Raw genomic sequence first — 23,439 nt, forward strand, 5'->3', positions numbered from 1 at the left:
TCCCGGGACGATCACCACCTATGCCCAACAACGGGTCAGAGTCACGCGACCTTCGCTCAGACGGGGGCGGACATGCGAGGATCACCCTCGTGAAATACATCGTCAAGATCCTCGTGGTCGCGGCGGCCTTGTGGGTGTCGACCCGCGTCGTCGACGGAATCACGGTCGGCGGCGAGTCGACCGCCAAAGAGATCGGCACGCTCCTCGCGGTCGCGCTGATCTTCGGGGTGATCAACGCCCTCCTGAAGCCGATCATCAAAACGATCGGCTGCGCCTTCTATGTCCTCACGCTGGGTCTGTTCGCGCTCGTCGTGAACGCCGGCCTGCTGCTCCTGACCAGCTGGATCGCCGATCAGCTGACACTCCCGTTCGAGGTCGTCGGATTCTGGGCGGCCTTCTGGGGAGCGATCATCATCGGCGTGATCTCCTGGCTGCTCGACCTGATCTTCGGAATTGACGACTAGGACGGTCCTGCTCGACGGCTCGACCCTGACCTGCGACGAGGTCAGGGCGGTCGGCTACGGCACGGCGAAGGTCGAACTGGGCTCGGTGTCCCGGGCCGAAGACGCCTTCGCCGCCGCCCGGGAGCAGACCGGCCCGGTCTACGGCCGCACCACCGGCGTGGGGGCCAACAAGGACGTCGAGGTGCACGAACCCGGCCTCGACCTGCTGCGCAGCCACGCCGGGGGAGCCGGTCCGCTGGTCGGACCGGCCCGCGCCACCGCGATGCTGACCGTGCGCCTCAACCAGCTCCTGCGGGGCGGTTCGGGGATCAACCCGGCGCTGCTGCCCGTGCTGGCCGAGGCGATCAACGGCGGGGCCGCCCCGCCCATCCGGCTTTACGGCGCGATCGGCACCGGCGACCTCACCGCCCTGTCGACCACGGCGCTCTGCCTGCTCGGCGAGACGCCGTGGACCGGCCCCCGCTTCCCGCTGGCCTCGGCCGACGCCCTGCCGTTCATCAGCTCCAACGCCCTGACCCTGGCCGACGCCGCGCTGGCCTGCGCCGATCTGGCCCGCCTGCTGGAGGCGTCGGTGCGGGTCGCCGCCCGCACGTGGCGCGCCGCCGGGGCGTCGGTCGAGCCGCTCGCGTACGAGGTCCAGCGCGCCCGCCGCCACCCCGGTCAGGCCAGGGTCGCCGCCGCGCTGAGCGCCCTCCTCGACGACTGCTCCCCCGCGGGCCGTCTCCAAGATCCCTACGGCTACCGCGCGCTGCCGCAGGTCCACGGCGCGGCGTTCGACGCCCTCGACGTGGCCCGCCGCGCGGTCGAGATCGACATGAACTCGGCCGCCGAGAACCCGCTGATCGCGGGCGAGGCGGCCTGGCACAACGGCAACTTCCACACCGCCCCGGTCGCGCTGGCCCTCGACGCCCTGCGGGCCGCGCTGGTGCAGACGGCCTCGCTCTCGACCGCCCGCCTGGCCACGCTGATGGAACCGGCCTACACCGGCCTGCTCCCCTTCCTCGCCGGGTCGCCCGGCGGCTCCGGCGCGCTCATCCTCGAGTACGTCGCTCACGACGCCCTCGCCTCGCTCCGGCAGCTGGCCGCGCCGGTGACCCTGGGCGGCGCGGTCCTGTCGCGCAGCGTCGAAGACCACGCGGGCTTCGGCACCCAGGCCGCGCGGGCCTGCCTGGCGGCGCGCGAGCCCTACGAGATCATCCTGGCCTGCGAGCTGGTCGCCGCCGACCGCGCCCTGGCGATCCGCGCCGGAGACCACCCGGCGGACCGGTCACTGGAGGCCGACATCGAGGCCGCCCGGTCGGCGCTGGCCGACTGACCCGCGGCGCGTGGCCGCCGGAAAGGCATGCGGCCGGCCGCGTCAGCGCCGGCCGACCGACCCGCGTTCGCGGAGCATCGGCTTCTGCACGACCCGGCGGCGGCGCAGCGTGCCATCGGCCGCCCCCAGCACCAGCCTGACCGCCGACCGCACGATCGTGTCGAGATCCCAGCTCACCGTCGTCAGGCCGAGCAGCTCCGACATCGGGTGGTCGTCGTAGCCCATCACCGAGACGTCGCCGGGAACGGAGAGGCCCAGGTCGCCGGCGGCCTTCAGCACCCCGTACGCGATCGAGTCGGAGAAGCAGAACACCGCGCTCGGCCGGTCTCGCAACACCGCGCGAGCCGTCTCGGCCGCCGGGCCGAGGGCCTGCGGGCAGGTCGCCACGGTCACCTCCAGGCCGAGCCGGGCGGCCTCGGCGGTGACCAGGCGGTCGGCCGGACGGTCGGGGGTCTCGGCCAGGGTCGAGGTCAGCACCGCGACCCGCCGGTGCCCGCGACCGGCCAGGTATTCGAGGGCGAGGGTGACCCCGCTCTGGTTGTCGAACACCACCTCGGCCGCGGTCCGGGCCTCTTTTAGGGCGTCGCCGATGGTCACCAGCGGGATGTCCTCCGCGATGGCCGCCCAGAACGGCGCGGCCGGGTCGACCGGCTGCACGATCAGGCCGTCGACCCCGCGCAGCTGCCGGGCCAGGGTGCGTTCGCGGTCGGGGTCGCCGGCGGCGTCGAGGATCAGGCCGTAGTGGTCCTTCTCGCGCAGCGACCGGCCGATGCCGACCGCCAGCGACTGCTGCCAGAGGTCCTCCAGCGAGCCGCAGAGCACGCCGATCATCCCGGTACGCCCGCTCGCCAGCGCCCGCGCGTTGGGATCGGCCTCGTACCCGAGCTCGGCCGCGGCGCGGCGGACCCGGTGCATGGTCTCCTCGGAGACCTGGAGCCCCCGTAGCGCGTAGCTGACGGCGGCGGTGGACAGGCCGGTCGCCTGGGCCACCTCACGGATCGTCGCTCGCTTCCGTTGGGGCATCGATCCAGCCTACTTGACACATATGGGGTGAAACGGTTCACTGAAGCGAATCAGTGAAGCGGTTCACTAGCCTCAGATCGATATACCTGTATTATGAGTAGGGAATTCGGGTTGGAGGAGGCGGAGATGGCTGTGGACGTACACCAGCACCTCTGGCCTGCGCCTTTCCTCGACGCGCTCCGATCACGGACCGCCAACCCCCGCCTCGACGGCTGGACCCTGCTGCTCGACGGCGAACCGGCCTACGAGGTGAACCCGGCCGACCACGACCCGGCCGCACGGGCCAAGCTCGACTCCGCGCTCGACCTCGCGCTCGTCTCGTTGTCGAGCCCGCTGGGCGTCGAGCACCTGCCGCCCGGCGAGGCGTGGCCGCTGATCGACGCCTTCCACGAGGGCGCGGCGGCCCTCCCCGAGCCCTTCGGCTTCTGGGCCTCGGCCCCGGTGACCGACGTCTCGGTGCCCAAGCTCGAAGAAGCCCTCGCCGCCGGGGCCCTGGGCCTGCAACTCCCGGCCACCGCCATCCAGGACGAATCGGGCTGGGCCCGCGTCGCCCCGCTGCTCGACGCCCTGGGCGAGCGCCCGCTGTTCGTCCACCCCGGACCGGCCTCGGCCCCCGGCACCCCGCCCTGGTGGCCCGCCGTCGTGCCCTACGTGCAGCAGATGCACGCCGCCTGGTACGCCTTCCAGGCGTTCGGCCGGGCCCGGCACCCCCGGCTCAAGGTCTGTTTCGCGCTGCTGGCCGGCCTCGCGCCGCTGCACGCCGAACGCCAGATCACCCGCGGCGGCTCGGGCCGCGGGCTGGTCGATCCGGCCGTGTTCGTGGAGACCTCGTCCTACGGCCCCCGGGCCGTCGACGCGGTGATCAGGGAACTCGGCATCGACGTGGTCGTCAACGGATCCGACCGTCCCTACGCCGAAGCGCCCGTCCTCGACTTCGGACCGGCCGCCCGGCACGCCATCACCGTGGCGAACCCCGCCAGATTGCTGACACGAAAGGAGCCGTCCTCATGAGCACGCCCACCCTCCCGGTGCCCGCCCCCTGTCCCACGGCCCCTTTCGAGTCGCTGCCACCCCGGGCACTCGACCGGCGTGAGCTGCGGGAGCTGGTCGACGACCTGGCCGTGAAGCCGGAGCTCTGGCAGGAGCACCTGTCGTTCGAGGGCTCGGAAGACGGCGGCCGCCACTACGCCTCGCTCTACCGCGACGCCTACGTCGACGTCTGGCTGCTGTGCTGGCGGCCCGAGGACGACACGGGCTGGCACGACCACGACGTCTCGTCGGGCGCGGTCAACGTGGTCAAGGGCACGCTGGTGGAGGCCAACCCGCGCATCGGCGGCGAGCACCTGGAGACCAGCGTGAGCGCCGGGACCTCCTTCAGCTTCGGCCCCGACCACATCCACCGCCTCACAGGGGCGGAGCACGGCAGCGTGTCGATCCACGCCTACTCCCCGCCCCTGTGGCGGCTCGGTCAGTACTCGATCAGCGACGACGGCATGATGCGCCGCCAGTCGGTGAGCTACGCCGACGAGCTGCGCCCGCTCGACTAGTCACTTGTCCGAGCTGAGCACGGCGCGGGGCATCGAGGGGTCGTCGGCGAAGATGCCGTCGATCTCCTGCTCGAACAGCGCCGCCGCGAAGCCCATGACGTTGCCGACCGCGCGCGGGAACGCCGGGTTGGCCGGGTTGCCGAACTGGTAGTCGACCGGCAGCTGCGAGTTCTCGTTGCGCAGCGTCCAGGCGTGCACGATCAGGTCCTCGCGGTGGGCGTCGTGCACGAGGCGGGTCGGCGCGGTGGTGCGGCCGTCGGGGCCGACCGGGAGGATGCGGCGGGTGTTGACGCCGATGCCGTTGGCGTAGGAGCGAATCTCGCGCAGGCCCTCGCGGGTGACCATCTGGTCGTAGGTGAGGGTCGCGGTGTCGAACGGCTTGCCGGCGGCGTCGATCAGCTGGGCCAGCTTGAGCTTGGTCTTCGGGCGCAGCGCCTTCAGGTTGCCGACCTCGAACGACTGGATGATGACCGGGTCGCCGGAGCGGGTCCAGCCGTAGCGGCCGAGCAGGTCGAGCAGCGGCTCCTCCAGCGACAGGCCGATGGAGTCGAAGTACGTGGGGTGCTTCGTCTCCGGGTAGATGCCGACCTCGTGGCGCTGCGCCAGCTGGATCACCTCCTCCAGGGTGGGGATCTCGGCCAGGCCGTTGAAGGCGGCGTTGTTCGGCCGCAGGTCGGGGATGCGCTCGGTGGCCCGCAGGGTCTTCAGCTCGGCGAGGGTGAAGTCCTCGGTGAACCAGCCGGTGATCGGGCGGCCGTCGATGACCTTGGTGGTGCGGCGGCCCGCGAACTCGGTGCGGGTGGAGACGTCGGTGGTGCCGCCGATCTCGTTCTCGTGCCGGGCGACGAGCACGCCGTCCTTGGTGGAGACGAGGTCGGGCTCGATGTAGTCGGCCCCCAGGGCGATGGCCGCCTCGTACGAGAGCAGGGTGTGCTCCGGACGGACGGCGCTGGCGCCCCGGTGGCCGATCACGGTGACGTCGCCGAAGCGGCGCTTGGCGGACGCGGGGGTGGTGCCCATCAGGGCGCCGGCGGCCGTTCCGGCCGCGAGCACGGTGATCGCGCCTCTGCGCGTGAGACTCATGGGCCGGACGGTAAAGGGGTGAGGTGAAGATCAGGTGCCGTGCGGTTGACGTGCGGCGAGATAACCCAACACCAATTGCACCCCGCAGACGCCGAGCCCCACGACCAGGGGAACCGTCCAGTTCCCGCTGACCTGGTAGATGGCGCCGATCACGACCGGGCCGATCGCGGCCAGGGTGTAGCCGGTCGACTGGGCCACGGCCGACAGGGCGGTGACCGAGCGGGGGTCGGGGGCGCGCAGCGTGATGATCAGCAGCGCGAGCGCGATCGACGCGCCCTGGCCCAGGCCCAGCACGATCATCCACAACCACGGGACGGTGGTCGGCCAGAACAGCACGCCGACGTACCCGACGATGGTGATCACGGCCGCCCACATGACGTGCGGAACCTGCGACTTCGCCTTCCCCGCGTGAATCGGCACGGTCAGGGTGGCGGCGATCTGGGCCAGGTTGGTGAGGCCCAGCAGGTATCCGGCGTCGTCGGCGCTGAGCCCGGCGTCCTGGAAGATCGTCGGCAGCCAGGCCAGCATGATGTAGAAGGTCATCGACTGCACGCCCATGTACGTCGCGACGTACCAGGTCACCCGCCGCCGCATGAGCGCGCGGAAGGGGCGCGGCGCCTGCGGAGGGGGCGGGGTCGGGGGCTTCAGCACCTGCGGCAGCCAGACGACCGCCGAGACCAGCGCGAAGATCGCCGTCGTGGCGGCGGCCCAGCGCCAGCCCATCTCCTGGGCCAGCGGCACCATCACGGCGGAGCCGAGGGCGGCGCCGCTGACCAGGCTGGTGACGTAGAGGCCGGTGAACAGGCCGACCCGGTCGGGGAAGTGCTGCTTGACCAGGCCGGGCATGATCACGTTCATGAACGCGATGGCGGTGCCGGCCATGGCCGCGCCCAGGTAGAGCGTGACCACGCCGCCGGAGCTGCGGATCACCACTCCGGCGATGAGCAGCAGCATGCCCGCCATCAGCGTGCGGTCGAGACCGAGGCGGGAGGACAGGATCGGGCCCAGCGGGCCCAGCAGGCCGAGGCACAACAACATGATCGTGGTGATGGCCCCGGCCGCCGCAGGGGATAGGGACAAATCGGACATGATCTCGCCCAGAAGCGGCGAGACTCCGGCAAGCGCCGGTCGCAGGTTGAGGGCGGCCAGGATGAACCCGGCGACCAGCAACAACCAGCCGTTCTTTCTCATGACCCCCGAACCTACAAGATCGGTCAAAACGGATAAACGGCGATGTCACCCTGGACGGTCACCCACTGGGTGTGGGTGAACGCGTCGGCGTTCGCGCGGGGTCCGCCGAACCGCGATCCGGTGCCCGAGGCGCCCAGTCCGCCGAAGGGCGCGACCGCCTCGTCGTCGACGGTCTGGTCGTTGATGTGCACGATCCCGGTGGGGATCTGCTCGGCCAGGCGCATCGCCTTCATGACGTCCCGGGTGAGGATGCCGAGCGAGAGGCCGTACTCGCTGTCGCCCGCCAGGGCCACCGCCTCCTCGATCGTGTGGAAGGGCATGACCGGGGCGACCGGCCCGAACACCTCGTGGTCGTACGCCGGCCCCGCCCCGGCCAGCACGGTGGGGCGGTAGAACAGGTCCTCGTACGTGCCGCCCGCCGCCAGCCGCGCGCCCGCCTCGACGCTGCCGGTGACCAGGGCGTGCACCTTGTCGCGCTGGCCCTCGGAGATCAGCGGCCCCAGGGCGACCTGCCCGGTGAACGGGTCGCCCACGGGCAGGTGGTCGGCCTTGGCGGCCAGGCGCTCGACGTACTCGTCGGCGAGCGAGGCGTGCACGAGGTGGCGGCCGGTGGTCATGCAGATCTGGCCCTGGTGCAGGAACGAGCCCCACGCCCCGGCCGCGGCGGCCGCGTCGAGGTCGGCGTCGTCGAGCACGATCAGCGCCGAGTTGCCGCCGAGCTCCAGGTGGGCGCGCTTGAGCAGGCGTCCGCACGCCTCGCCGACCTTGCGCCCGGCGGCGGTCGAGCCGGTGAACGAGATGACCGGCACCAGCGGGTCGGCGACCAGCGCCTCCCCCGCCTCGGGCCCGCCGGGCAGCACGTGCAGCAGCCCTTCGGGCAGCCCGGCCTCCTCCAGCACCCGGGCGATCACCACGCCGCCGGAGACGGCGGTCCGGGGGTCGGGCTTCAGCACGACGGCGTTGCCCAGCGCCAGCGCGGGCGCGACCGACCGGATGCCCAGGATCAGCGGCACGTTGAAGGGCGCGATCACGCCGACCACGCCGACGGGGATCCGCCGGGCCAGGCTCAGCCGGGGGCGGTTGGTGGGCAGGATCTCCCCGGTCGTCCCGGAGGCCAGCGCGGCCGCCTCGAAGCACTCCTGCGCGGCGACGTGGGTCTCCAGGCCGGCTTTCGGCGGTACGGATCCGGTCTCCCGGATGATCCACTGGTGGATCTCCTCGGCGTACTGCTCGAAGAGGGCGCCCGCGCGCCGGAGCACCGCGGCGCGTTCCTCGAAGTTGGTCGCCGCCCACTCCTTCTGCGCCTGGGCGGCCCGGCGGGTGGCGGCCCGCACGTCCTCGGCGCCGGCGACGCCGATCCGGCCGAGTTCGCCGCCGGTGGCGGGCTCGACCACGGCCGCGTCACCCGCTTGGGAGGCGACCCAGCCGTCGCTGTAGATCCGGCCGGTCCAGAGTTTGGGGTCCAGCAGGGACATGAGACCTCCTACGGAGTGACTGCTATGTCGAGAAGAAGAGGTTCTGACCGTTCTGTCAGGGTGGGGATGACCGCGTCAAGGGTGTCGACGAGGGTGTTCCGGTCGCTGATCTCGACGGCCGCGCACCCCTGGGCCCGCGCCAGCCCCGCGAGGCTGATCCCGGGGAAGTCCGAGAGCACCACGAACAGCGCCCCGACGCCGTAGTGGGCGGCGCTCCAGAGGGCCTGGACGCCGTACATGGCCGACCCGTCGCCGACGACCGCCACCACCGGACGGGCCGGCAGCGCCATCCGCAACCCGGTCGCCGCCGGGAGCGCGAACCCGGGCCCGCCCGTCGCGGCCGAGACCAGTCCGAGCGGACGCCGGGCGGGCAGCAGCCGGTGCAGGTCGGGCCGCGACGACGGGGTCTCCTCGACCACGACCGTCTCCGGGGGCAGCCGTTCGGCCAGCGCCGCCAGCACGTGGGCGGCCCGGAACCCCTCGCCGGGCTCCGGGACGACCCTGTCGACCGCGCGCGGATCGCGCGGCCGCACCAGCTCCGCCAGCCTCCGGGCGGCCACCCCCGGATCGGCCCGCAACGCGACCTCCGCCGAGCTGCGGTGCAGTTCTGCGGCGTCGTCGGAGATGACCGCGACGGTGGTGCCGGGCGGGGTGGACGACCCCTCCCGGTAGGGGTGCTGGCGGAACGCCGCCGCCCCCACCACCAAAACCACGTCGTGGCCGCCGAGCGCGCGGCCCAGCGCCGGGCGGTCGGCCGGGAGCACCCCGGCGAACAGCCGGTGGTCCTGCGGGAACCCGGCGCGGGTGCCCGACGGCTCCTGGAACACCGGCGACCCGAGCCGCTCGGCCAGCGCGACCAGCCCCGCCCAGGCCGCCGGGGAGTCGGCGCCGGTGCCCGCGACCAGCGCCGGCGACCGGGCGTCGTCGAGCAGTTCGGCCACCGGGGCGAGCTCGCCGTCGCCGACCGTCCGGGTCCTGACCACCTGCCGCGGGGCCGGGATCCCGAGGCCGGAGCCGGGGGCGTCCCAGTCGTCCTCCGGCACGACGACCAGCGCGGGGCCGCGCCCGGTCACCGCCTCGTGGCGGGCCCGCGCGACGGCGGCCGGGACGTCCTGCGCCCGCGACGGGGCGCTCACCCACACGGCGTGGTCGCCGGTCAGGAACGGCTCGTCGGCCAGGTGGCGGCGGCCCGGCCGGCCGACCAGCACGACCAGGGGCGCGCGGTTGGCCCGCGCGGTGGCCAGCGCGCCGACCGCGTTGCCGAGCCCGGTCGCGGCGCGCAGCAGCACCAGCGCGGGGGCGTCGCGGGCGACGGCCCAGCCGGTCGCCATGCCGACCACCGCGCTCTCGTGCAGCGCCAGCACCGGCCGCAGGTCGGGGGGCCAGCCCGACAGCGGCGGGACCCGGGCCGCGCCGTGGCCGGCGAAGACCGTGGTCAGCCCCGTCTCCCGGAGCAGCGCGACGACCTCCTCACGGACACCGCATGGTGATCTGTCCAGGATCAGGTCCTCCAGTCCGGCTCGGATCCGCACGGCTTTCCACAGAGGGCGGAGTTCGTCATCCGAACGATGGTTCTCCTGGCGAACGATGGCACATTGTTCGCATAGAGAACAATGGTTCGTTATGGGAACGATACGAGGCGCTAGAGTGCCGGACTATGGCTGAGGAATTCGTGCAGTCGCTGGCGCGCGGCCTGGCGGTCATCCGCGCGTTCGACGGGTCCTCTCCCGAGCTGACCCTGAGCGAGGTCGCCAAGAAGACCGAGCTCACGCGGGCGGCGGCACGCCGGTTCCTGCTGACGCTGGTCGACCTCGGCTACGTCCGCACCGACGGCCGGCTGTTCTCGCTGGCGCCCCGGGTGCTCGAACTCGGCTACGCCTACCTGTCGAACCTGTCGCTGCCCGACGTCGCCTTCCCGCACCTCGAACACCTCGTCGGCGAGGTGCACGAGTCGGCGTCGGTCTCGGTGCTCGACGACACCGACATCATCTACGTCGCCCGGGTGCCCACCACCCGCATCATGCGGGTCACCATCGCGATCGGCACCCGCTTCCCGGCCCACTGCACGTCGATGGGCCGGGTCCTGCTCGCCGGGTTGCCCCCCTGCGACCTCGACGCCTACTTCGCCAAGGCCGACCTGGTCCGGATGACCGACCGCACCCTCACCTCGGAGGCGGACCTGCGCGGGGTGCTGGCCGAGGTCCGCGACAGCGGCTACGCGCTGGTCGACCAGGAGCTCGAAGACGGCCTGCGGTCGATCGCCGTGCCGGTCCGCGACCGGGCCGGCCGGGTGGTCGCGGCCGTCAACCTGTCGTCGCACGCCAGCCGCACGTCGCTGGAGTCGGCCCGGCGCGACCTGCTGCCCCCGCTGCGCGCCGGAGTGGCGAAGATCGAGACCGACCTCCACGCCACCCAGCGCTGACCTAACCCCGGGGCGGGGTGAGCGGCCGCCACAACAACGCCCCCGACACCAGCACCAGCCCGCCGCACACGGCGATGGCGTGGTGCACGGCGACCAGTTCGGCCAGGCCCCCGGCCACCACTCCGCCGAGCCCCTGGACGGTCATCATCCCCGACCCCTGCAGCCCGAACGCCAGCCCGCGCCGCTCCTCCGGCACCGCGTCGACGAAGGGCCGCTGCAACATCAGCTGGTACGCCAGCCCGGTCCCCGCCAGGAACGCCAGGATCCCGGCCCACCACGGCCCCGGCGCGGTCACGAACCCGATGAGCGGCACGCCCATCAGCGCGACCAGCGGCAGCCCGAGCCGGGCGCGACCGGCCGGCGAGACGAAGCGCCCGACGACGAACTCCCCGAAGCCCATCCCGGCCGCCGTCGCGGCCAGCACGAACCCGGCCGCCCCGGCCTGCCCCATCTCGGTCAGGTAGGGGATGAAGACGGCCTCGGAGCCGACCATGAACATCAGCGGCAACCATCCGGCCAGCAGCAGCCCCCGGATGGTCCGGTCGGTCAGCAGCTCCCAGTTGCCGCGCAGCGTGGCGCGCACCGCGCCGGTCCCGTCGGCGACCGCGCGGGCCGGCCGGTTCGCGACGCCGAACCTGATGAGCGGCACGGCGGCCAGCGAGAGCCCGGCGGTGATCAGCAGCGCCCCCTCGGGCCCGGTCAGCGCGAGCATCGCCCCGCCGACCGCGAGCCCGGCGATCTGCGCCCCGGCCCCCGTCATGGTGAACAGGGCCCGGCCGAGCACGAACCGGTCGCCGTCGAGGATGTCGGGCAGCACCGCGTTGCGGGCCGCCATGAACACGGCGGTGGGCACGCCGGTGACCAGCACGACCGCGAACATCGCCCACACCGGCAGCCCGGCGAACGCCAGGACCAGGCACACCACGACCCGGGTGAGCTCCCCGGTGACCATCAGCACCCGGGGCCTGATCCGGTCGGCCATCGACGACAGGAACAGGCCGCCGAGCATCATCGGCAGGAAGCCGATCATCCACGAGATGGCCGAGAGCCCGGCCGACTCGGTGCGGTCGTAGACGATGACGGAGAAGGCCAGCATCTTGACCGACTCGCTCAGCGTCAGCAGCAGCTGGCTGCCGAACAGCGCGCGGAACTCACCGATCCGGAACAGTTCACCGAAGGTCGCGCCCCGGCCGTCAACCACACTCACCGGGCGATGTTATGACAAACCGGTCTATTGGCCACTGTTTTTCGCCGCCAGCACCAGAGCCCGCTGCAGCTCCGCGACGTCGGGCTTCTCCATGAAGATGCCGACCGCGTCGTTGATGGCCGCCCGCCAGCCGTCGTTGGCGACGACGCCGTGCTGGATCGACCCGGCCAGTTCGTCGCGCGACCACTCGCTCAGGCTCCACGCCAGGTAGTTGCGGTAGAGAGAGGTGTCGGCGTCGCGGCGGGCCGGGATCGAGCCCTTGATCGGGTTGAACGTGTCCTGCCCGGCCTTGCTGGCGGCCACCTTGAGCCAGGCCACCGCGCCCTCGCGGTTGGGGGCGCCGCGCGGCAGCGTGAAGCTGTCGGACAGCCACATGAACGTGCCCTCGGTGCCCGGCGAGGCGACCCAGTCGAAGTCGGTCTTCGAGGTCTTGCCGAGCCCGGTGTCGGGCTTGTTGTGGAAGTAGGCGTAGGCCCAGTCGCCCATCACGGTGAAGGCGGCCTCGCCGTCGGCCACCTGCTTGGCGGCCGGCTGCCAGTCGGTCTGCGGCGGCCCGGTCATCGCGAGGATCGCCGCGAAGTCGGTCAGCGCCTTCTTCACCGCCGCGCCGCTCCAGTCGGCGTCGGCGCTCCACAGCTTGTTGTACGCCCGCGTCCCGAGCGACCCCAGCAGCACCGACTCGAAGAGGTGCACGACCGTCCACTGCGGCCCGATGGCCAGCGGGATCCGGCCGGTGTCGCGGACCTTGCCGAGCGCGTCGACGAACTGCGGGATCGTGCGCGGGGCGGCGGTCACCCCCGCGGCCTTGAGCGCGCCCGGGTTGAACCACAGGACGTTGGAGCGGTGGATGTTCACCGGGACGGAGTAGATCTCCCCGTGGACGGAGATCTGCTCGACGAGCTGGGGCGGGAAGACGTCGCGCAGCTTCAGTTCGTCGTACAGGAAATTGAGGGGTTCGAGCTTGCCGGCGGTGATGTAGCCCTGGAGCTCGGCGCCGGCGTGCCCCTGGAAGGTGTCGGGGGGCTGGTTGGCCTGGAGCTTGCTGGCTAACAGGGCGCGGGCCTGGTCGCCCGAGCCGCCTTCGACGGCGGCGTCGACGAACGTGTAGCCGGGGTTCTGCTTCTCGAACAGCTTGCGCATCGCCATCAGGCCGGGGCCCTCACCGGGGCCCGTCCACCACGAGAACACCTCGACGCGCTGCTTGCCGGAGGGTTCGGGGGTCTGCGCCGCCTCGTTCGAGCACGACGTCACCAATACGAGCAGCGCCGCGGCGACCGCGGTCCATCGTCGCCTCATCGCGGCCGACCTCCGGGTGTGAAATGGCAGCCCATCAACCCACCACCTGAGGTGCCCCGTCAAGCAACGGTTCTATATACGGCGAAGCCCGCGTTTGCCGCACTCCACCACGGCCGCCACCGTCACCCCGAGTTCCCGCCCGCCGCCCGTCACCAGCACCGCCCCCTTGGCGAACGCCAGCCCGCCCAGCACGGCCAGGTCGGCCGAGCCCGACGGCGGCCAGTCGACCAGCACGACGTCGTGTTCGTCGAGGCTGACGTGCCCGTCGAGCAGCGCCATCGCCTCGGTGAACCCGTCGTGGCTGAGCTCGCCCTCCTCCGCGACCACCGCCGGGCCGCGCGCGGCGGCGACCGGCAGCGGCAGCGGGTCGAGCCCGAGCAGCACCTCGAACTCGGTCGCGCCGTGCCCGCCGCCGAACGAGACGACCTGCCGCACCCGCGACGCCTCCGCCGCCGAGACCGCCTCGGCGGCCAGCCTCCTGCCGGTGAACATCAGCCGCACGTCGTGGGCGAGCAGTTCGGCCGGGTCGGGCACGCCCAGCGGCAGCGCCACCCCACCGGCAGCGACCACCGAGAAGACGGCCGTCAGATGCCCGCTCACGCCGTCGGTGCAGACGGCGGCGGTCTGCCCGGGGCGGGTCCCCCTCCTGACCAGCCCCGTGGCAGCCCTCCTGACCGTCGCCGCGAGCGTCTCGTGGCTGACGGCCCGGCCTTCGCCGAAATCGATCAGCGCCGGCCGGTCGGCCCACAGCGCGGATCGGCCGAACACCGCGCCGGTGACCCCTGACTCCATGTCCGTGACCGTACGGGCCGGGCTCCCGCGCCGGAATCCGCATAACTGTGTAGCGGGGTGTGTAAAGCGAGCGCGTGGACGGGCCCGGGTCCTGCGCGACCCGGGCCCGCGGGCCACCTGCCCCCGGTCTCGGTCTCCACCCCTCCGAGGTGACCTCGACCGGCGTGACGGGCATGCGGCCGTTTCCAGATGCCCCCCTGACGTCCGGCTTCAGTAGGCATCCGCCCTCGCGGGCCTGGTGGCGGCCACGGAGTCGCCGCCCCCGACCACGGATTCACCGTAGATCGGCGCGGGCCGCCCTCACATCGGCGAATGTGCGCACGTGGGTGTGTAGAAGGGACGCGGCGGGCGTCTACACACCGTGTTCGACGACCCAGGTGGCGACCTGGGTGCGCGAGGAGAAGCCGAGTTTCGCCAGGATGTTGGCGACGTGGCGGGCCACGGTGGCCTGGCTGATGACGAGCTCGTCGGCGATGGCCCGGTTGCTGAGCCCCCGCGCGACCAGCTCGGCGATCTCGCGCTCGCGGGCGGTCAGCGTCGACTGCGGGACGACCGCGACCGGCGCGACGACGGGCGGCGGGCTGCCGGCCGACTCCTCCAGGGCGAGGGTGACGGCCGCGTCGAACGGCAGGGCGAGCCCTTCGGCCCACAACGCCGCCACCACGGGCTCGCCCAGCGCCTCGCGGGCGGGGGTCAGCACGCTCTCGACGCGGGCCCCCGGACGTCCGGCGCGCAGCCCGGCGGAGGCGGCGGCCAGCAGCACGGCCCGGCGCGGGTCGCGCTGCTTCACGTAGAGGGCGGCGAAGGTCTCCAGGCGGCGGGCCGACTGCATGCGCAGGCCCGCGTCGCGGCCCAGGCGCAGCGCCTCGCCCAGCCGGCGGCGCGCCTCGGGCAGGTCGCCCGCGTCGAGCGCCACCGACCCGAGCCCGGCCAGGCACGAGATGAGCCACTGCCGGGCGTCGAACGTGCGCACGATGCGCAGCGCCCGGGTGAAGTGGTGGCGGGCGGCCTGCAGGTCGCCGCGGCGGCGGGCGGTCTGGCCCAGCCCCGACAGGCCGATGACCAGCGCCAGGTGGTTGTCGAGCTCGGTGGCCAGCGCCACCAGGCGCTCGGCCGACCGCTGCGCCTCGCGCAGCCGCCCCTGCGCCAGCGCGAGGAACGCCCGGGTGCCGTGGCCCTCGGCCTCCAGCACCCGTTCGCCGATCGCGCGGGCGATCGAGATGGACTCCTCCAGCCGGTCCTCGGCCGGCTTCGACCCGTCGCTGATGGCGAGCACGAGCAGCGCCTGCCCCTCGCCGAGCCGGTCGCCGGCCCCCCGGCACAGGTCGAGGGCCTGCCGCGCCCGCTCGCGCGCCCCGGCGAAGTCGGCCGTGTTCGACAGCAGGTTGGCGGTGAACGCCAGCGCCCGCCCGTGGGTGGCCGGGTCGATCTCGGGCAGCGCGAGCTCCACCAGCCGGTCGGCCCACCGCGTCAGCTCGGCCTGGAACCGGCCGCTGCCGAGCAGCATCCACCGCAGCCCGAGCAGCGCCCGCAACATGGGAGCCGCGTCTCCGCTGGTCAGCGACCACTCGACCGCCGCCCGCAGGTCGCTCTGCAGCCTTTCCAGCCGTTCGGTACGCCGGTGCACCGCCGGCCACGACCCCGCGTCGACCGCGATCTCCCAGTCGCGCGCGAACGTGACGAAGAAGTCGCGGTGCCGCCGCCGGGTCGCCTCCTCGTCGGGGCCGTCGAGCTGTTCGGCGGCGTACTGGCGGATGGTGTCGAGCAGCCGGTAGCGGGCCTCCCCGGCGAGTTCGCCGTCGACCACGACCAGGGACTTGTCGACCAGGGCGGTCAGGTGGCCCAGGACGTCGGGCCCGTCGACCGGGCCGCCCGCGCAGACGAGCTCGGCCATGGGGAGCGTCCAGCCGGAGCGGAACACGGTGGCCCGGCGCAGCAGCACCCGCTCGGGCTCGGTCAGCAGGTCGTAGCTCCAGTCGACGGTGGCCCGCAGGGTGCGCTGCCGGGGCGGCGCGGTGCGGTCGCCGGCCGACAACAACCGGAACCGGTCGCCGAGCCGCGCCACGATCTGCGGGATCGAGAGCACCCGGGTCATGCCGGCGGCCAGTTCGAGCGCCAGCGGCATGCCGTCGAGCGCGTGGCACAGCCGCGACACGTCGGGCGCGTTGGCGTCGGTCAGCGTGAAGCCGGGCCGGGCCGAGGCCGCGCGGTCCTGGAACAGGCGGACCGCCTCGTAGCCGCCGACGACGGCCGCGCCCGCGTTGTGGTCGGGCGGCAGCGCCAGCGGCGGCACCCGCCAGACGGTCTCGCCCGGCACCCGCAGGGGCTCGCGGCTGGTGGCCAGCACCCGCACCTCCGGGCAGTGCTCGGCCAGCCGCCGGGTGAGCAGCGCGCACTCCTCGACCACGGTCTCGCAGTTGTCGAGCAGGATGACCGCCTTGCGTCCCGCGAACACCTCGGCGACGGCCAGGTCGAGGTCGCGCCCCGGCTCCCCCTCGACGCCCAGCACCGACGCGATGCGGCGGATGGTCTCCTTGGGTCTGGTGCCTTCGGGGAACTCCACCAGCCACGCGCCGTCGGGCAGGTCGCGGGCGAGCTCGGCGGCGACCCGCAGGCCGAGCCGGCTCTTCCCGATCCCGCCCACGCCGCAGAGGGTGACGACCCGCGTGGCCGTCATCAGTTGCAGGAGTTCCTCGACGTCGGGCTCACGTCCCACGAACGCGTTGGGTTCCAGGGGGAGGTTGCCCTCGACGGCGATCGAGTGGGAGATCTCAGTGGTCATCGGCCCTCGGGAGTCGCCTTCGGGTGAGCTTCGGGGGTGGATCGTCACAGGAAGTGTCGCATCAATTCCGGAACGTGCCCAGATCGTATTCCGGTTTGACCCCTGACATCCCCGGTGCCCTTTGTCGGTGGGCGAGCGCACACTGGACGGCATGACCGTCACGCCGATCGACAGGGACGACTCCCCAGAAAGCGATGATCTACCAGATTTCTCCGACCTGACCACGCACAACTGGCACGCCCACGACGACCTGATGAGCAGCATCGGGTTCCTGACCGTGGCACGGCGACTGCCCGCCCTCATCGTGCAGTCGTTCCGCATGGCCTGGGAGGCCAGCCCCCGCGACACCGCCGCCACCATCACGCTCAACGTGCTGGGCGGCGTCTTCACCGCGTTCGGGCTGCTGGCCACCGCGGGTGTGCTGGAGGCGCTGTTCGCGGCCGGGCCGACCCCCGAGCGGGTGCGCGACGCGCTGCCCGCCCTGCTGCTCGTCGGCGCCGCCGCGGTCACCCGCGCGCTGGTCCAGGCGGGCGCCGGCTGGGCGCAGTCGCGGCTCCAGCCCCAGGTGCTGCGCATCGCCGAGAAACGGCTCTACGGGCTGACCTCCCGCGTCGACCTGATCAGGTTCGACGACCCGGAGTTCCACGACACGCTCCAGCGGGCCCGCACCAGCGGCGTGAACTCCTCCGACGAGGTGGTCGGCTCCGCCGTCGACGTGCTGACCGCCGCGATCGGCCTGGTGGCGGCGGGCGGCGTGCTCGGCGTGCTGCACCCGGTCCTGCTTCCGCTGCTCCTGCTGGCCGTGCTGCCCGACGCGTGGGCCACGGTCCGGTCGGCCCGCATGCGCTACACCACGATGTTGTCGCTGCTGCCGGTCTACCGACGCAAGTGGATCGTCAGCGAACTGCTGGCCGACCGCGACACCGCCGCCGAGGTGCGCTCGTTCACCATGCGCGGCTTCCTGCTGCGCGTCTACGACATGGTGGCCCGCACCCAGCAGGACGTCCTGGTCGACCTGGCCCGCCGCCAGGCCGTGGCCGGCATCATCGGCCAGGCGCTCGGCGGCGTCGGCACCGCGATGGTGTTCGTGGCGCTGGGGCTGCTGCTGGCGAGCGGCCAGGTCGAGCTCGCGATCGCGGGCACGGCGGTGCTGGCGGTCCGCACGGGCCAGGGCGCGCTGCAGAACCTCCTCTACAGCGTCAACCGGCTCTACGAGAGCGGCCTCTACTTCACCGACTTCCTCGACTTCTGCACCGCCGGAGAGGCGACGCCGGCCATGGCGGGCACGGGAGCGCCGCCCGGCCGCTTCGGCCGGATCACCGCCGAGAACGTGGTCTTCGGCTATCCGGGCAAGGACACCCCGGCGCTCAAGGGGGTGTCGGTCCACCTCGACCACGGCGAGGTGGTCGCCCTGGTCGGCGAGAACGGCTCCGGCAAGACCACCCTCGCCAAGATCCTGGCCGGTCTCTACGAACCCCAGTCGGGCCGGGTGTGCTGGGACGACGTCGACCTGGCCACGGTCGACGCCCACGAACTGCGCGGCCGCATCGCGGTCATCGCCCAAGACCACACGCGCTGGCCGCTGTCGGCCCGCCACAACATCACCATGGGGCTGCACAAGGGCGAGGAGCAGGTGGTCAGGGCAGCCGGGGTCGCCGGGGCCGACGAGGTCATCGACGAACTCCCCCACGGCTACCGCACCCTCCTCGACCGCCGCTTCAAGGACGGCCAGGAGCTGTCGGGCGGCCAGTGGCAGCGCATCGCGGTCGCGCGCGGCTTCTACCGCGACGCCCCGCTGCTCATCTGCGACGAACCGACCGCGGCCCTCGACGCGCGGGCCGAGCACGCCCTGTTCGAACGCATCCGCGCCCACGCCGACGGGCGCACCGTCCTGCTCATCACCCACCGCCTGGCCAGCGTGCGCTACGCCGACCGGGTCTACGTCCTCGACCACGGCCTGGTCGTCGAGGAGGGCACCCACGACGAGCTGATGGACCGCCAGGGCATCTACGCCGACCTCTACGGGCTCCAGGCCAGCGCCTACCAGGCCTAGAGCAGCGCCCGGATGACCGCGCGGGCGATGGGGGCGGCCACCCTGCCGCCGTAGCCGCCGTGTTCGACCAGGACGCCGACGGCCACCACCGGGTCGTCGGCGGGGGCGAAGGCGGTGAAGATGGCGTGGTCGGAGCCCTCGTTCTCGGCGGTGCCGGTCTTGGCGGCCACTTTCACGCCCGGGATCGCGGCGGCGGTGCCGGTGCCGCCGGGGCCGGTGACGGCGACCATCATCTCGGTCAGCCGGTCGGCCACGGCGGCCGGCATCGCGTCGCGGTATTCGGCGGGGTCGGTCGAGCGCACGATCGTGCCGTCGCGCAGGCGCACCTCGTCGACCAGGTAGGGGCGCATCAGGCTGCCGCCGTTCGCCACCGCCGCCGAGATCATCGCGATGCTCAGCGGGGTGGCGCGGTCGTCGTACTGGCCGATGGCGCTCATCGCGGTCTGGGCGCGGTCGAGGCCGGTCGGGTAGACGCTCGCGGCGACCGACAGCGGGACCTTCAGGCCGGCGTCGCCGAAGCCGAAGGCGGCCGCCCAGCGGCTCAGCTCCTCCTCGCCGAGTTCGAGGCCGAGGTCGGCGAAGGCGGTGTTGCACGACATGACGAAGGCGTCGAGGAGCGCGGGGGTGCCGTCGCCGCACTCCGCGCCGCCGGAGTTGCGCAACCAGGTCTGGGTGCCGGGCAGCTTCAGGCGGGCGGGGGCGCGCACCTCGGTCTCGGGGTCGTAGTCGCCCGACGCGAGGGCCGCCGCCGCGGTGATCACCTTGAACGTCGAGCCGGGCGGGTAGTTCTCCCCGATCGCGCGGTTCAGCAGCGGCCGCGCGGGGTCCCGTTGCAGTTCGCGGTCGTACGCCGCCAGGTCCTCCGCCGAGAACGTGGCGAGCCGGTTGGGGTCGTAGGAGGGCAGCGAGACCATGGCGAGGATCGCGCCCGTGCGGGGGTCGAGGGCGACCACCGCGCCGCGTTCGCCCGTGGCGGCCAGGCCGTCGTGGGCGGCCTTCTGGGCGCGCGAGTCGAGGGTGAGCGTGACGGTCGCGCCGCGGTCGATGTCCTTGAGCAGCGCGCGCACCCGGACCCGGGGGTCCTCACCGGTCAGGGAGCCGTCTTCCGCGCCCTCGATGCCGGTCGTCCGGTAGAGGGAGGCGTAGCCGGTGACGGCGGCGTAGAGGGGGCCGTGGGGGTAGACCCGGCGGTAGCCGAACCGCTGGTCGGTGACGCGTTCGCTGGCCGCGAGCACGGTGCCGTCGCGCAGCCGCACCTCGCCCCGGGGTTCGTCGAACCGCAGGATCATGGTGCGGTTGTTGCGGGGGTCGGCCGTCAGGGTGTCGTACCGGAACGCCTGAATGAAGGTGACGTTGCCCAGCAGTGCGAACAGCATCGCACCGGACACCGCCGCGACGCCGCGCAGCGGCACGTTCATGCGCCCCGCGCGCGGACCCGCCATGTAGCCCCCTCCTTTGGAGTCCGGTCTAACAGCCAGACCGGAAAGAGGGGGCGGGGGGTGGGTAAAGCGGGGAACTAGATCGCTTCGGGGACGATCACGTGGTCCTTGTAGTAGTCGATTTTGCGCTGGATCGCGCCCTGCTTGTGGCGCAGGTCGGCGACCTGCTCCTCGACCTGGCGGTCGTGCGCCTCCAGCAGGCGGATGCGCTCGGGGATGGTGTGGTCGCCCGCGCGGGTCAGCTCGGCGAACCGCAACATCTCGGCGATCGGCATGCCGGTGTCGCGCAGGCAGCGGATCATGCCGAGCCAGCCGACGTCGCCGTCGGTGAAGCGGCGCTGGCCGGCCGAGTTGCGGCCGACGTTGCCGAGGAGCCCGATCCGTTCGTAGTACCTGAGCGTGTCGAGGCTGAACCCCGTCTCCTCGACGACCTGTCCGGGTGTGTAAACGGCCATGCACGGCATCATCACACCTGGAGTCGGCTCCAGGTCAAGCTAGCCCAGGTGGTCGGACAGGTAGCGGCGGACCAGCCGCTTGCACTCGGCGATCAGGTCGGGGTCGCCGTCGGGGCAGGCCCGGAAGGCCAGCTTGAGCACGGCGTCGGCGGCCTCGACGGCCACCACGAACGCGCGCGCCTGGACCTCGCCGGCGGGCACCCCGATCAGGTCGATCAGCAGGCCGCGCAGCCGGTCGGCGACGACGAGGTTGTCCTCCAGCGCCTCGTCGAGCATCCGGGAGGTGCCCGGCTCGGCCAGCGCGAGGCCGAAGTCGAAGACGCTGAAGCCGGGCGTCGACCGCTTCATCCAGACGAACTCGTCGATGACGAGGTCGGTCGCCTCGGTCCAGTCGTTGATCGTGGTGTGCGCGAGGGTGGCGGTGATCCGGGCCAGGTAGGCCTCGAGGTTGCGGTAGGCCAGCGCGCGGACCAGCCCCTGCTTGTCGGGGAAGAACTGGTAGAAGGTGCCGATGGGGACCTCGGCCCGGCGGGCCACCTCTTTGGTGGTCAGGCCCTCGTAACCCACCTCGTCGAGCAGCAGGGCGCACTCGTCGAGCATGCGCTCCACCCTCTCGGCGCTTCTGCGCTGGGCGGGTTTGCGGCGCAGGGTGCCGGTGGCGGTGTTTGTCATGACCCCATTTTCTCCCGATTCGATTGCGAACGAGTTAACCTGAGTCGCACTCATGTTCTAGGGAGGACCGCTGATGTTCCTGTGGGGCGCGGCCACGGCCGCCTTCCAGATCGAGGGCGCGTTGTCGGACGACGGCCGCGGCCCGTCGATCTGGGACTCCTTCGGCCCGATCCGCGACGGCCACACGGCCGAGGTCGCCTGCGACAGCTACCGCCGCTGGGCCGACGACGTGGCCCTGCTGGCCGGCCTCGGCGTGAACGCCTACCGCTTCTCGGTCTCCTGGCCCCGCGTCCAGCCCGACGGGACCGGCCCGGCGAACCCCAAGGCCCTCGACCACTACGAACGGCTGGTGGACGCCCTCCTGGCGGCCGGCATCACCCCGGCCCTGACCCTCTTCCACTGGGACCTGCCGGCCGCGCTGCCCGGCTGGCTCGACCGCGAGACCGCCTACCGGTTCGCCGACTACGCCGCGCTGGTGGCCGGGCGGCTGGCCGACCGGGTCGGCCCGTGGATCACCCTGAACGAGCCGTTCGTGCACACCGTCTACGGCCACGCCCTCGGCGTGCACGCCCCCGGACAGGCGCTCTTCCTGGACGCCCTGCCCGCCGCCCACCACCAGCTCCTCGCCCACGGCCTGGCCGTCGACGCCCTGCGCGCGGCCGGGGCCGAGACGGTGCTGATCACCAACAACCTGAGCCCGGTGTGGGCGGCGTCCGACTCCCCCGAGGACCGGGCGGCCGCCGACGCCTACGACACCCTGCACAACCGCATGTTCAACGACCCGGTGTTCCTCGGCGACTACCCCGACCTGCGCGCCTTCGGCCTCGACGCGATGCCCGGCCTGCGCGACGGCGACCTCGCGGTCATCAGCCGGCCGATCGACGGCCTGGGCGTCAACTACTACAACCCGACCCGGATCTCCGCGCCGGAGTCGCCCGAGCTGCCCTTCACCGACGCGGGCGTCGAGGGGTTCCCGACCACCGCCTTCGGCTGGCCCGTCGTCCCCGACGGCCTCCGCGAACTGCTCGACGGCCTGTACGCGCGCTACCGCGTCCCCCTCTACGTCACCGAGAACGGCTGCTCGTACGAGGGGATCGACGACCACGACCGCATCGCCTACCTCGACGGCCACATCGAGGCGGCGCTCCGGGCCGACGCCGACGTGCGGGGCTACTTCGTCTGGTCGCTGCTCGACAACTTCGAGTGGGCCGAGGGCTACCACCAGCGTTTCGGGCTGGTGCACGTCGACTTCGCGACCGGCGTGCGCACCCCGAAGGCCTCCTACCGCTGGTATCGGGACAGGATCGCCTCAGAGCACTGACACGTGGACGTGGTCGTAGTGGTTGGCGGTCGCGCCGCCGCGGTTGGCCATCATCTTGCCGGGGGCGCCGGTGCGGATGTCGTAGTACTTCTGCTGCCAGATGACGTACATGATGCCCAGGGCGCGGCCGTTGGTGATGCACCACTGCAGCAGGGCGTCGCCGCGGGCCTTGTCGGCCCCGGCGGCCATGCGGCCGCCGCCGGACATCATGAAGTCGCAGGCCCGGCCCTTGCCGTGTTCGCCGAAGTCGCCGGGACGCAGGCACCCCACGCCGTAGGGCATCGGGAACTGGGCCTGGATCGCGTTGCGGATGCTGACCATGCGGGCGGTGAGGCCGGTGCCGGCGTCGGGGGTCTGGAAGCCGAACTTGGCCAGCAGCTTCTCGACGTCGCGCTGCTTGGCCTTGAGTTCCTTGATGTCCCGTTCGAGCTCGTCGATCTTCTGGTCGGCCTCTTTGGCGGCCTGCTTCTGCCGGTCGACGAGCCGCCGGATGTTGCCGAGCCGCTCGACCTTCTCGCTCGACAGGTAGGTGAGGGTGGCCGCGTCGCCGGGGTCGGACGACATCGAGAAGATGCCGACCGTGTCGAGGCCGCCGCCCATGTAGGAGGTCTGGGCGAACTGGATCGCCCGGCGCTCGGCCGCGCCGAGGTCGCGCCGCAGCTTCTTGACCTTGGAGTCGGCCTTCTGCGCGGCCTTCTTGGTGTCTCCGAGGGTGGCGATCTCGCCCCGGTACGCCTTCTCGAGGTCGGCGGCCTGTTTGGTCAGCTTGTTCAGCCGGGCCTGCCGGTCGGGCTCGGCGGCCGAGGGGGACCCGCAGAGGGAGAGCAGGAGACCGGAGACGACGAGAGCCGTGAGTGCCCGCCGCATGTGCCCCTCCCCTCCCAGTCGGACCGAAACTATAG

At 72.5% G+C, this 23,439-nt stretch carries 20 protein-coding genes; 7 read left to right on the forward strand and 13 right to left on the reverse strand.

Translation table 11 applies throughout. The features are described from left to right. The first annotated feature begins 89 nt into the window (after window positions 1-89). Window positions 90-464 (forward strand): phage holin family protein, encoded by a 375-nt coding sequence (locus AW274_RS22015; RefSeq protein WP_062349549.1) that lies wholly within the window; start codon window positions 90-92, stop codon window positions 462-464. After that, window positions 454-1,779 (forward strand): aromatic amino acid lyase, encoded by a 1,326-nt coding sequence (locus AW274_RS22020; protein WP_062435714.1) that lies wholly within the window; start codon window positions 454-456, stop codon window positions 1,777-1,779. The genes AW274_RS22015 and AW274_RS22020 overlap by 11 nt, the downstream gene beginning before the upstream one ends. A 42-nt stretch (window positions 1,780-1,821) precedes the next feature. On the opposite strand, the gene AW274_RS22025 is transcribed toward AW274_RS22020, so the two are convergent. Further along, complete coding sequence (locus AW274_RS22025) at window positions 1,822-2,802, reverse strand: LacI family DNA-binding transcriptional regulator (protein WP_062435717.1); 981 nt, start codon at window positions 2,800-2,802, stop codon at window positions 1,822-1,824. A 126-nt stretch (window positions 2,803-2,928) separates the two neighbouring features. Here AW274_RS22025 and AW274_RS22030 point away from each other — a divergent pair, with 126 nt between their 5' ends. Then, window positions 2,929-3,813 carry an amidohydrolase family protein gene (locus AW274_RS22030; RefSeq protein ID WP_062435720.1) on the forward strand — a complete coding sequence of 295 codons (885 nt, stop codon included), beginning with the start codon at window positions 2,929-2,931 and terminating at the stop codon, window positions 3,811-3,813. Further along, on the forward strand, window positions 3,810-4,349 hold the full coding sequence (locus AW274_RS22035; protein WP_062435724.1) for a cysteine dioxygenase: 540 nt from the start codon (window positions 3,810-3,812) through the stop codon (window positions 4,347-4,349). The genes AW274_RS22030 and AW274_RS22035 overlap by 4 nt, the downstream gene beginning before the upstream one ends. Here AW274_RS22035 and AW274_RS22040 read toward each other — a convergent pair whose 3' ends face one another. Genes AW274_RS22040 through AW274_RS22055 form a run of 4 tightly spaced genes read right to left on the reverse strand, consistent with a single transcriptional unit; the run spans window position 4,350 to window position 9,630 of the window. After that, entirely contained in the window at window positions 4,350-5,432 is a 1,083-nt protein-coding gene (locus AW274_RS22040) for a glycerophosphodiester phosphodiesterase (RefSeq protein WP_083974633.1), read from the reverse strand. It lies immediately after the preceding gene. Window positions 5,433-5,462: 30 nt separating this feature from the next. Beyond that, the gene (locus AW274_RS22045) at window positions 5,463-6,623 is read right to left on the reverse strand and encodes a CynX/NimT family MFS transporter (protein ID WP_062435727.1); all 1,161 of its coding nucleotides are present in this window, start codon (window positions 6,621-6,623) and stop codon (window positions 5,463-5,465) included. Between the two features lie 23 nt (window positions 6,624-6,646). Continuing rightward, complete coding sequence (locus tag AW274_RS22050) at window positions 6,647-8,098, reverse strand: benzaldehyde dehydrogenase (protein WP_062435730.1); 1,452 nt, start codon at window positions 8,096-8,098, stop codon at window positions 6,647-6,649. Between the two features lie 8 nt (window positions 8,099-8,106). Continuing rightward, window positions 8,107-9,630, reverse strand: coding sequence for a thiamine pyrophosphate-binding protein (locus AW274_RS22055; RefSeq protein ID WP_232320231.1), 1,524 nt, complete (start codon window positions 9,628-9,630; stop codon window positions 8,107-8,109). Window positions 9,631-9,755: 125 nt separating this feature from the next. On the opposite strand from AW274_RS22055, the gene AW274_RS22060 reads away from it, so the two are divergent. After that, the gene (locus tag AW274_RS22060) at window positions 9,756-10,520 is read left to right on the forward strand and encodes an IclR family transcriptional regulator domain-containing protein (protein ID WP_062435734.1); all 765 of its coding nucleotides are present in this window, start codon (window positions 9,756-9,758) and stop codon (window positions 10,518-10,520) included. Between the two features lies 1 nt (window position 10,521). On the opposite strand, the gene AW274_RS22065 is transcribed toward AW274_RS22060, so the two are convergent. The 4 genes from AW274_RS22065 to AW274_RS22080 form a co-directional block, all read right to left on the reverse strand. Continuing rightward, window positions 10,522-11,727, reverse strand: a complete 1,206-nt coding sequence (locus AW274_RS22065) for an MFS transporter (protein WP_062435738.1) — start codon at window positions 11,725-11,727, stop codon at window positions 10,522-10,524. Between the two features lie 24 nt (window positions 11,728-11,751). Continuing rightward, window positions 11,752-13,023 carry an ABC transporter substrate-binding protein gene (locus AW274_RS22070; RefSeq protein ID WP_062435741.1) on the reverse strand — a complete coding sequence of 424 codons (1,272 nt, stop codon included), beginning with the start codon at window positions 13,021-13,023 and terminating at the stop codon, window positions 11,752-11,754. A 72-nt stretch (window positions 13,024-13,095) separates the two neighbouring features. Continuing rightward, entirely contained in the window at window positions 13,096-13,815 is a 720-nt protein-coding gene (locus AW274_RS22075; protein WP_062435743.1) for an AMP-binding protein, read from the reverse strand. Between the two features lie 352 nt (window positions 13,816-14,167). Continuing rightward, window positions 14,168-16,597, reverse strand: a complete 2,430-nt coding sequence (locus AW274_RS22080) for an ATP-binding protein (RefSeq protein WP_062435746.1) — start codon at window positions 16,595-16,597, stop codon at window positions 14,168-14,170. Window positions 16,598-16,748: 151 nt separating this feature from the next. Here AW274_RS22080 and AW274_RS22085 point away from each other — a divergent pair, with 151 nt between their 5' ends. Then, window positions 16,749-18,650 (forward strand): ABC transporter ATP-binding protein, encoded by a 1,902-nt coding sequence (locus AW274_RS22085; RefSeq protein WP_062436205.1) that lies wholly within the window; start codon window positions 16,749-16,751, stop codon window positions 18,648-18,650. On the opposite strand, the gene AW274_RS22090 is transcribed toward AW274_RS22085, so the two are convergent. The 3 genes from AW274_RS22090 to AW274_RS22100 form a co-directional block, all read right to left on the reverse strand. Then, complete coding sequence (locus tag AW274_RS22090; RefSeq protein WP_083974635.1) at window positions 18,647-20,092, reverse strand: peptidoglycan D,D-transpeptidase FtsI family protein; 1,446 nt, start codon at window positions 20,090-20,092, stop codon at window positions 18,647-18,649. The genes AW274_RS22085 and AW274_RS22090 overlap by 4 nt on opposite strands. Before the next feature lie 74 nt (window positions 20,093-20,166). Beyond that, window positions 20,167-20,544: a MerR family transcriptional regulator gene (locus AW274_RS22095; protein ID WP_030456635.1), complete on the reverse strand. Its 378-nt coding sequence runs from the start codon at window positions 20,542-20,544 to the stop codon at window positions 20,167-20,169. A 39-nt stretch (window positions 20,545-20,583) separates the two neighbouring features. After that, the gene (locus tag AW274_RS22100; protein WP_062435752.1) at window positions 20,584-21,216 is read right to left on the reverse strand and encodes a TetR/AcrR family transcriptional regulator; all 633 of its coding nucleotides are present in this window, start codon (window positions 21,214-21,216) and stop codon (window positions 20,584-20,586) included. 73 nt (window positions 21,217-21,289) lie between these two features. On the opposite strand from AW274_RS22100, the gene AW274_RS22105 reads away from it, so the two are divergent. After that, window positions 21,290-22,537, forward strand: a complete 1,248-nt coding sequence (locus tag AW274_RS22105) for a GH1 family beta-glucosidase (RefSeq protein WP_062435754.1) — start codon at window positions 21,290-21,292, stop codon at window positions 22,535-22,537. Here AW274_RS22105 and AW274_RS22110 read toward each other — a convergent pair. Further along, complete coding sequence (locus AW274_RS22110) at window positions 22,526-23,404, reverse strand: coiled-coil domain-containing protein (protein ID WP_062435758.1); 879 nt, start codon at window positions 23,402-23,404, stop codon at window positions 22,526-22,528. The genes AW274_RS22105 and AW274_RS22110 overlap by 12 nt on opposite strands. Window positions 23,405-23,439 lie beyond the last annotated feature (35 nt).

The sequence above is a fragment of the Herbidospora daliensis genome (assembly GCF_001570585.1).
Lineage (GTDB): Bacteria > Actinomycetota > Actinomycetes > Streptosporangiales > Streptosporangiaceae > Herbidospora > Herbidospora daliensis.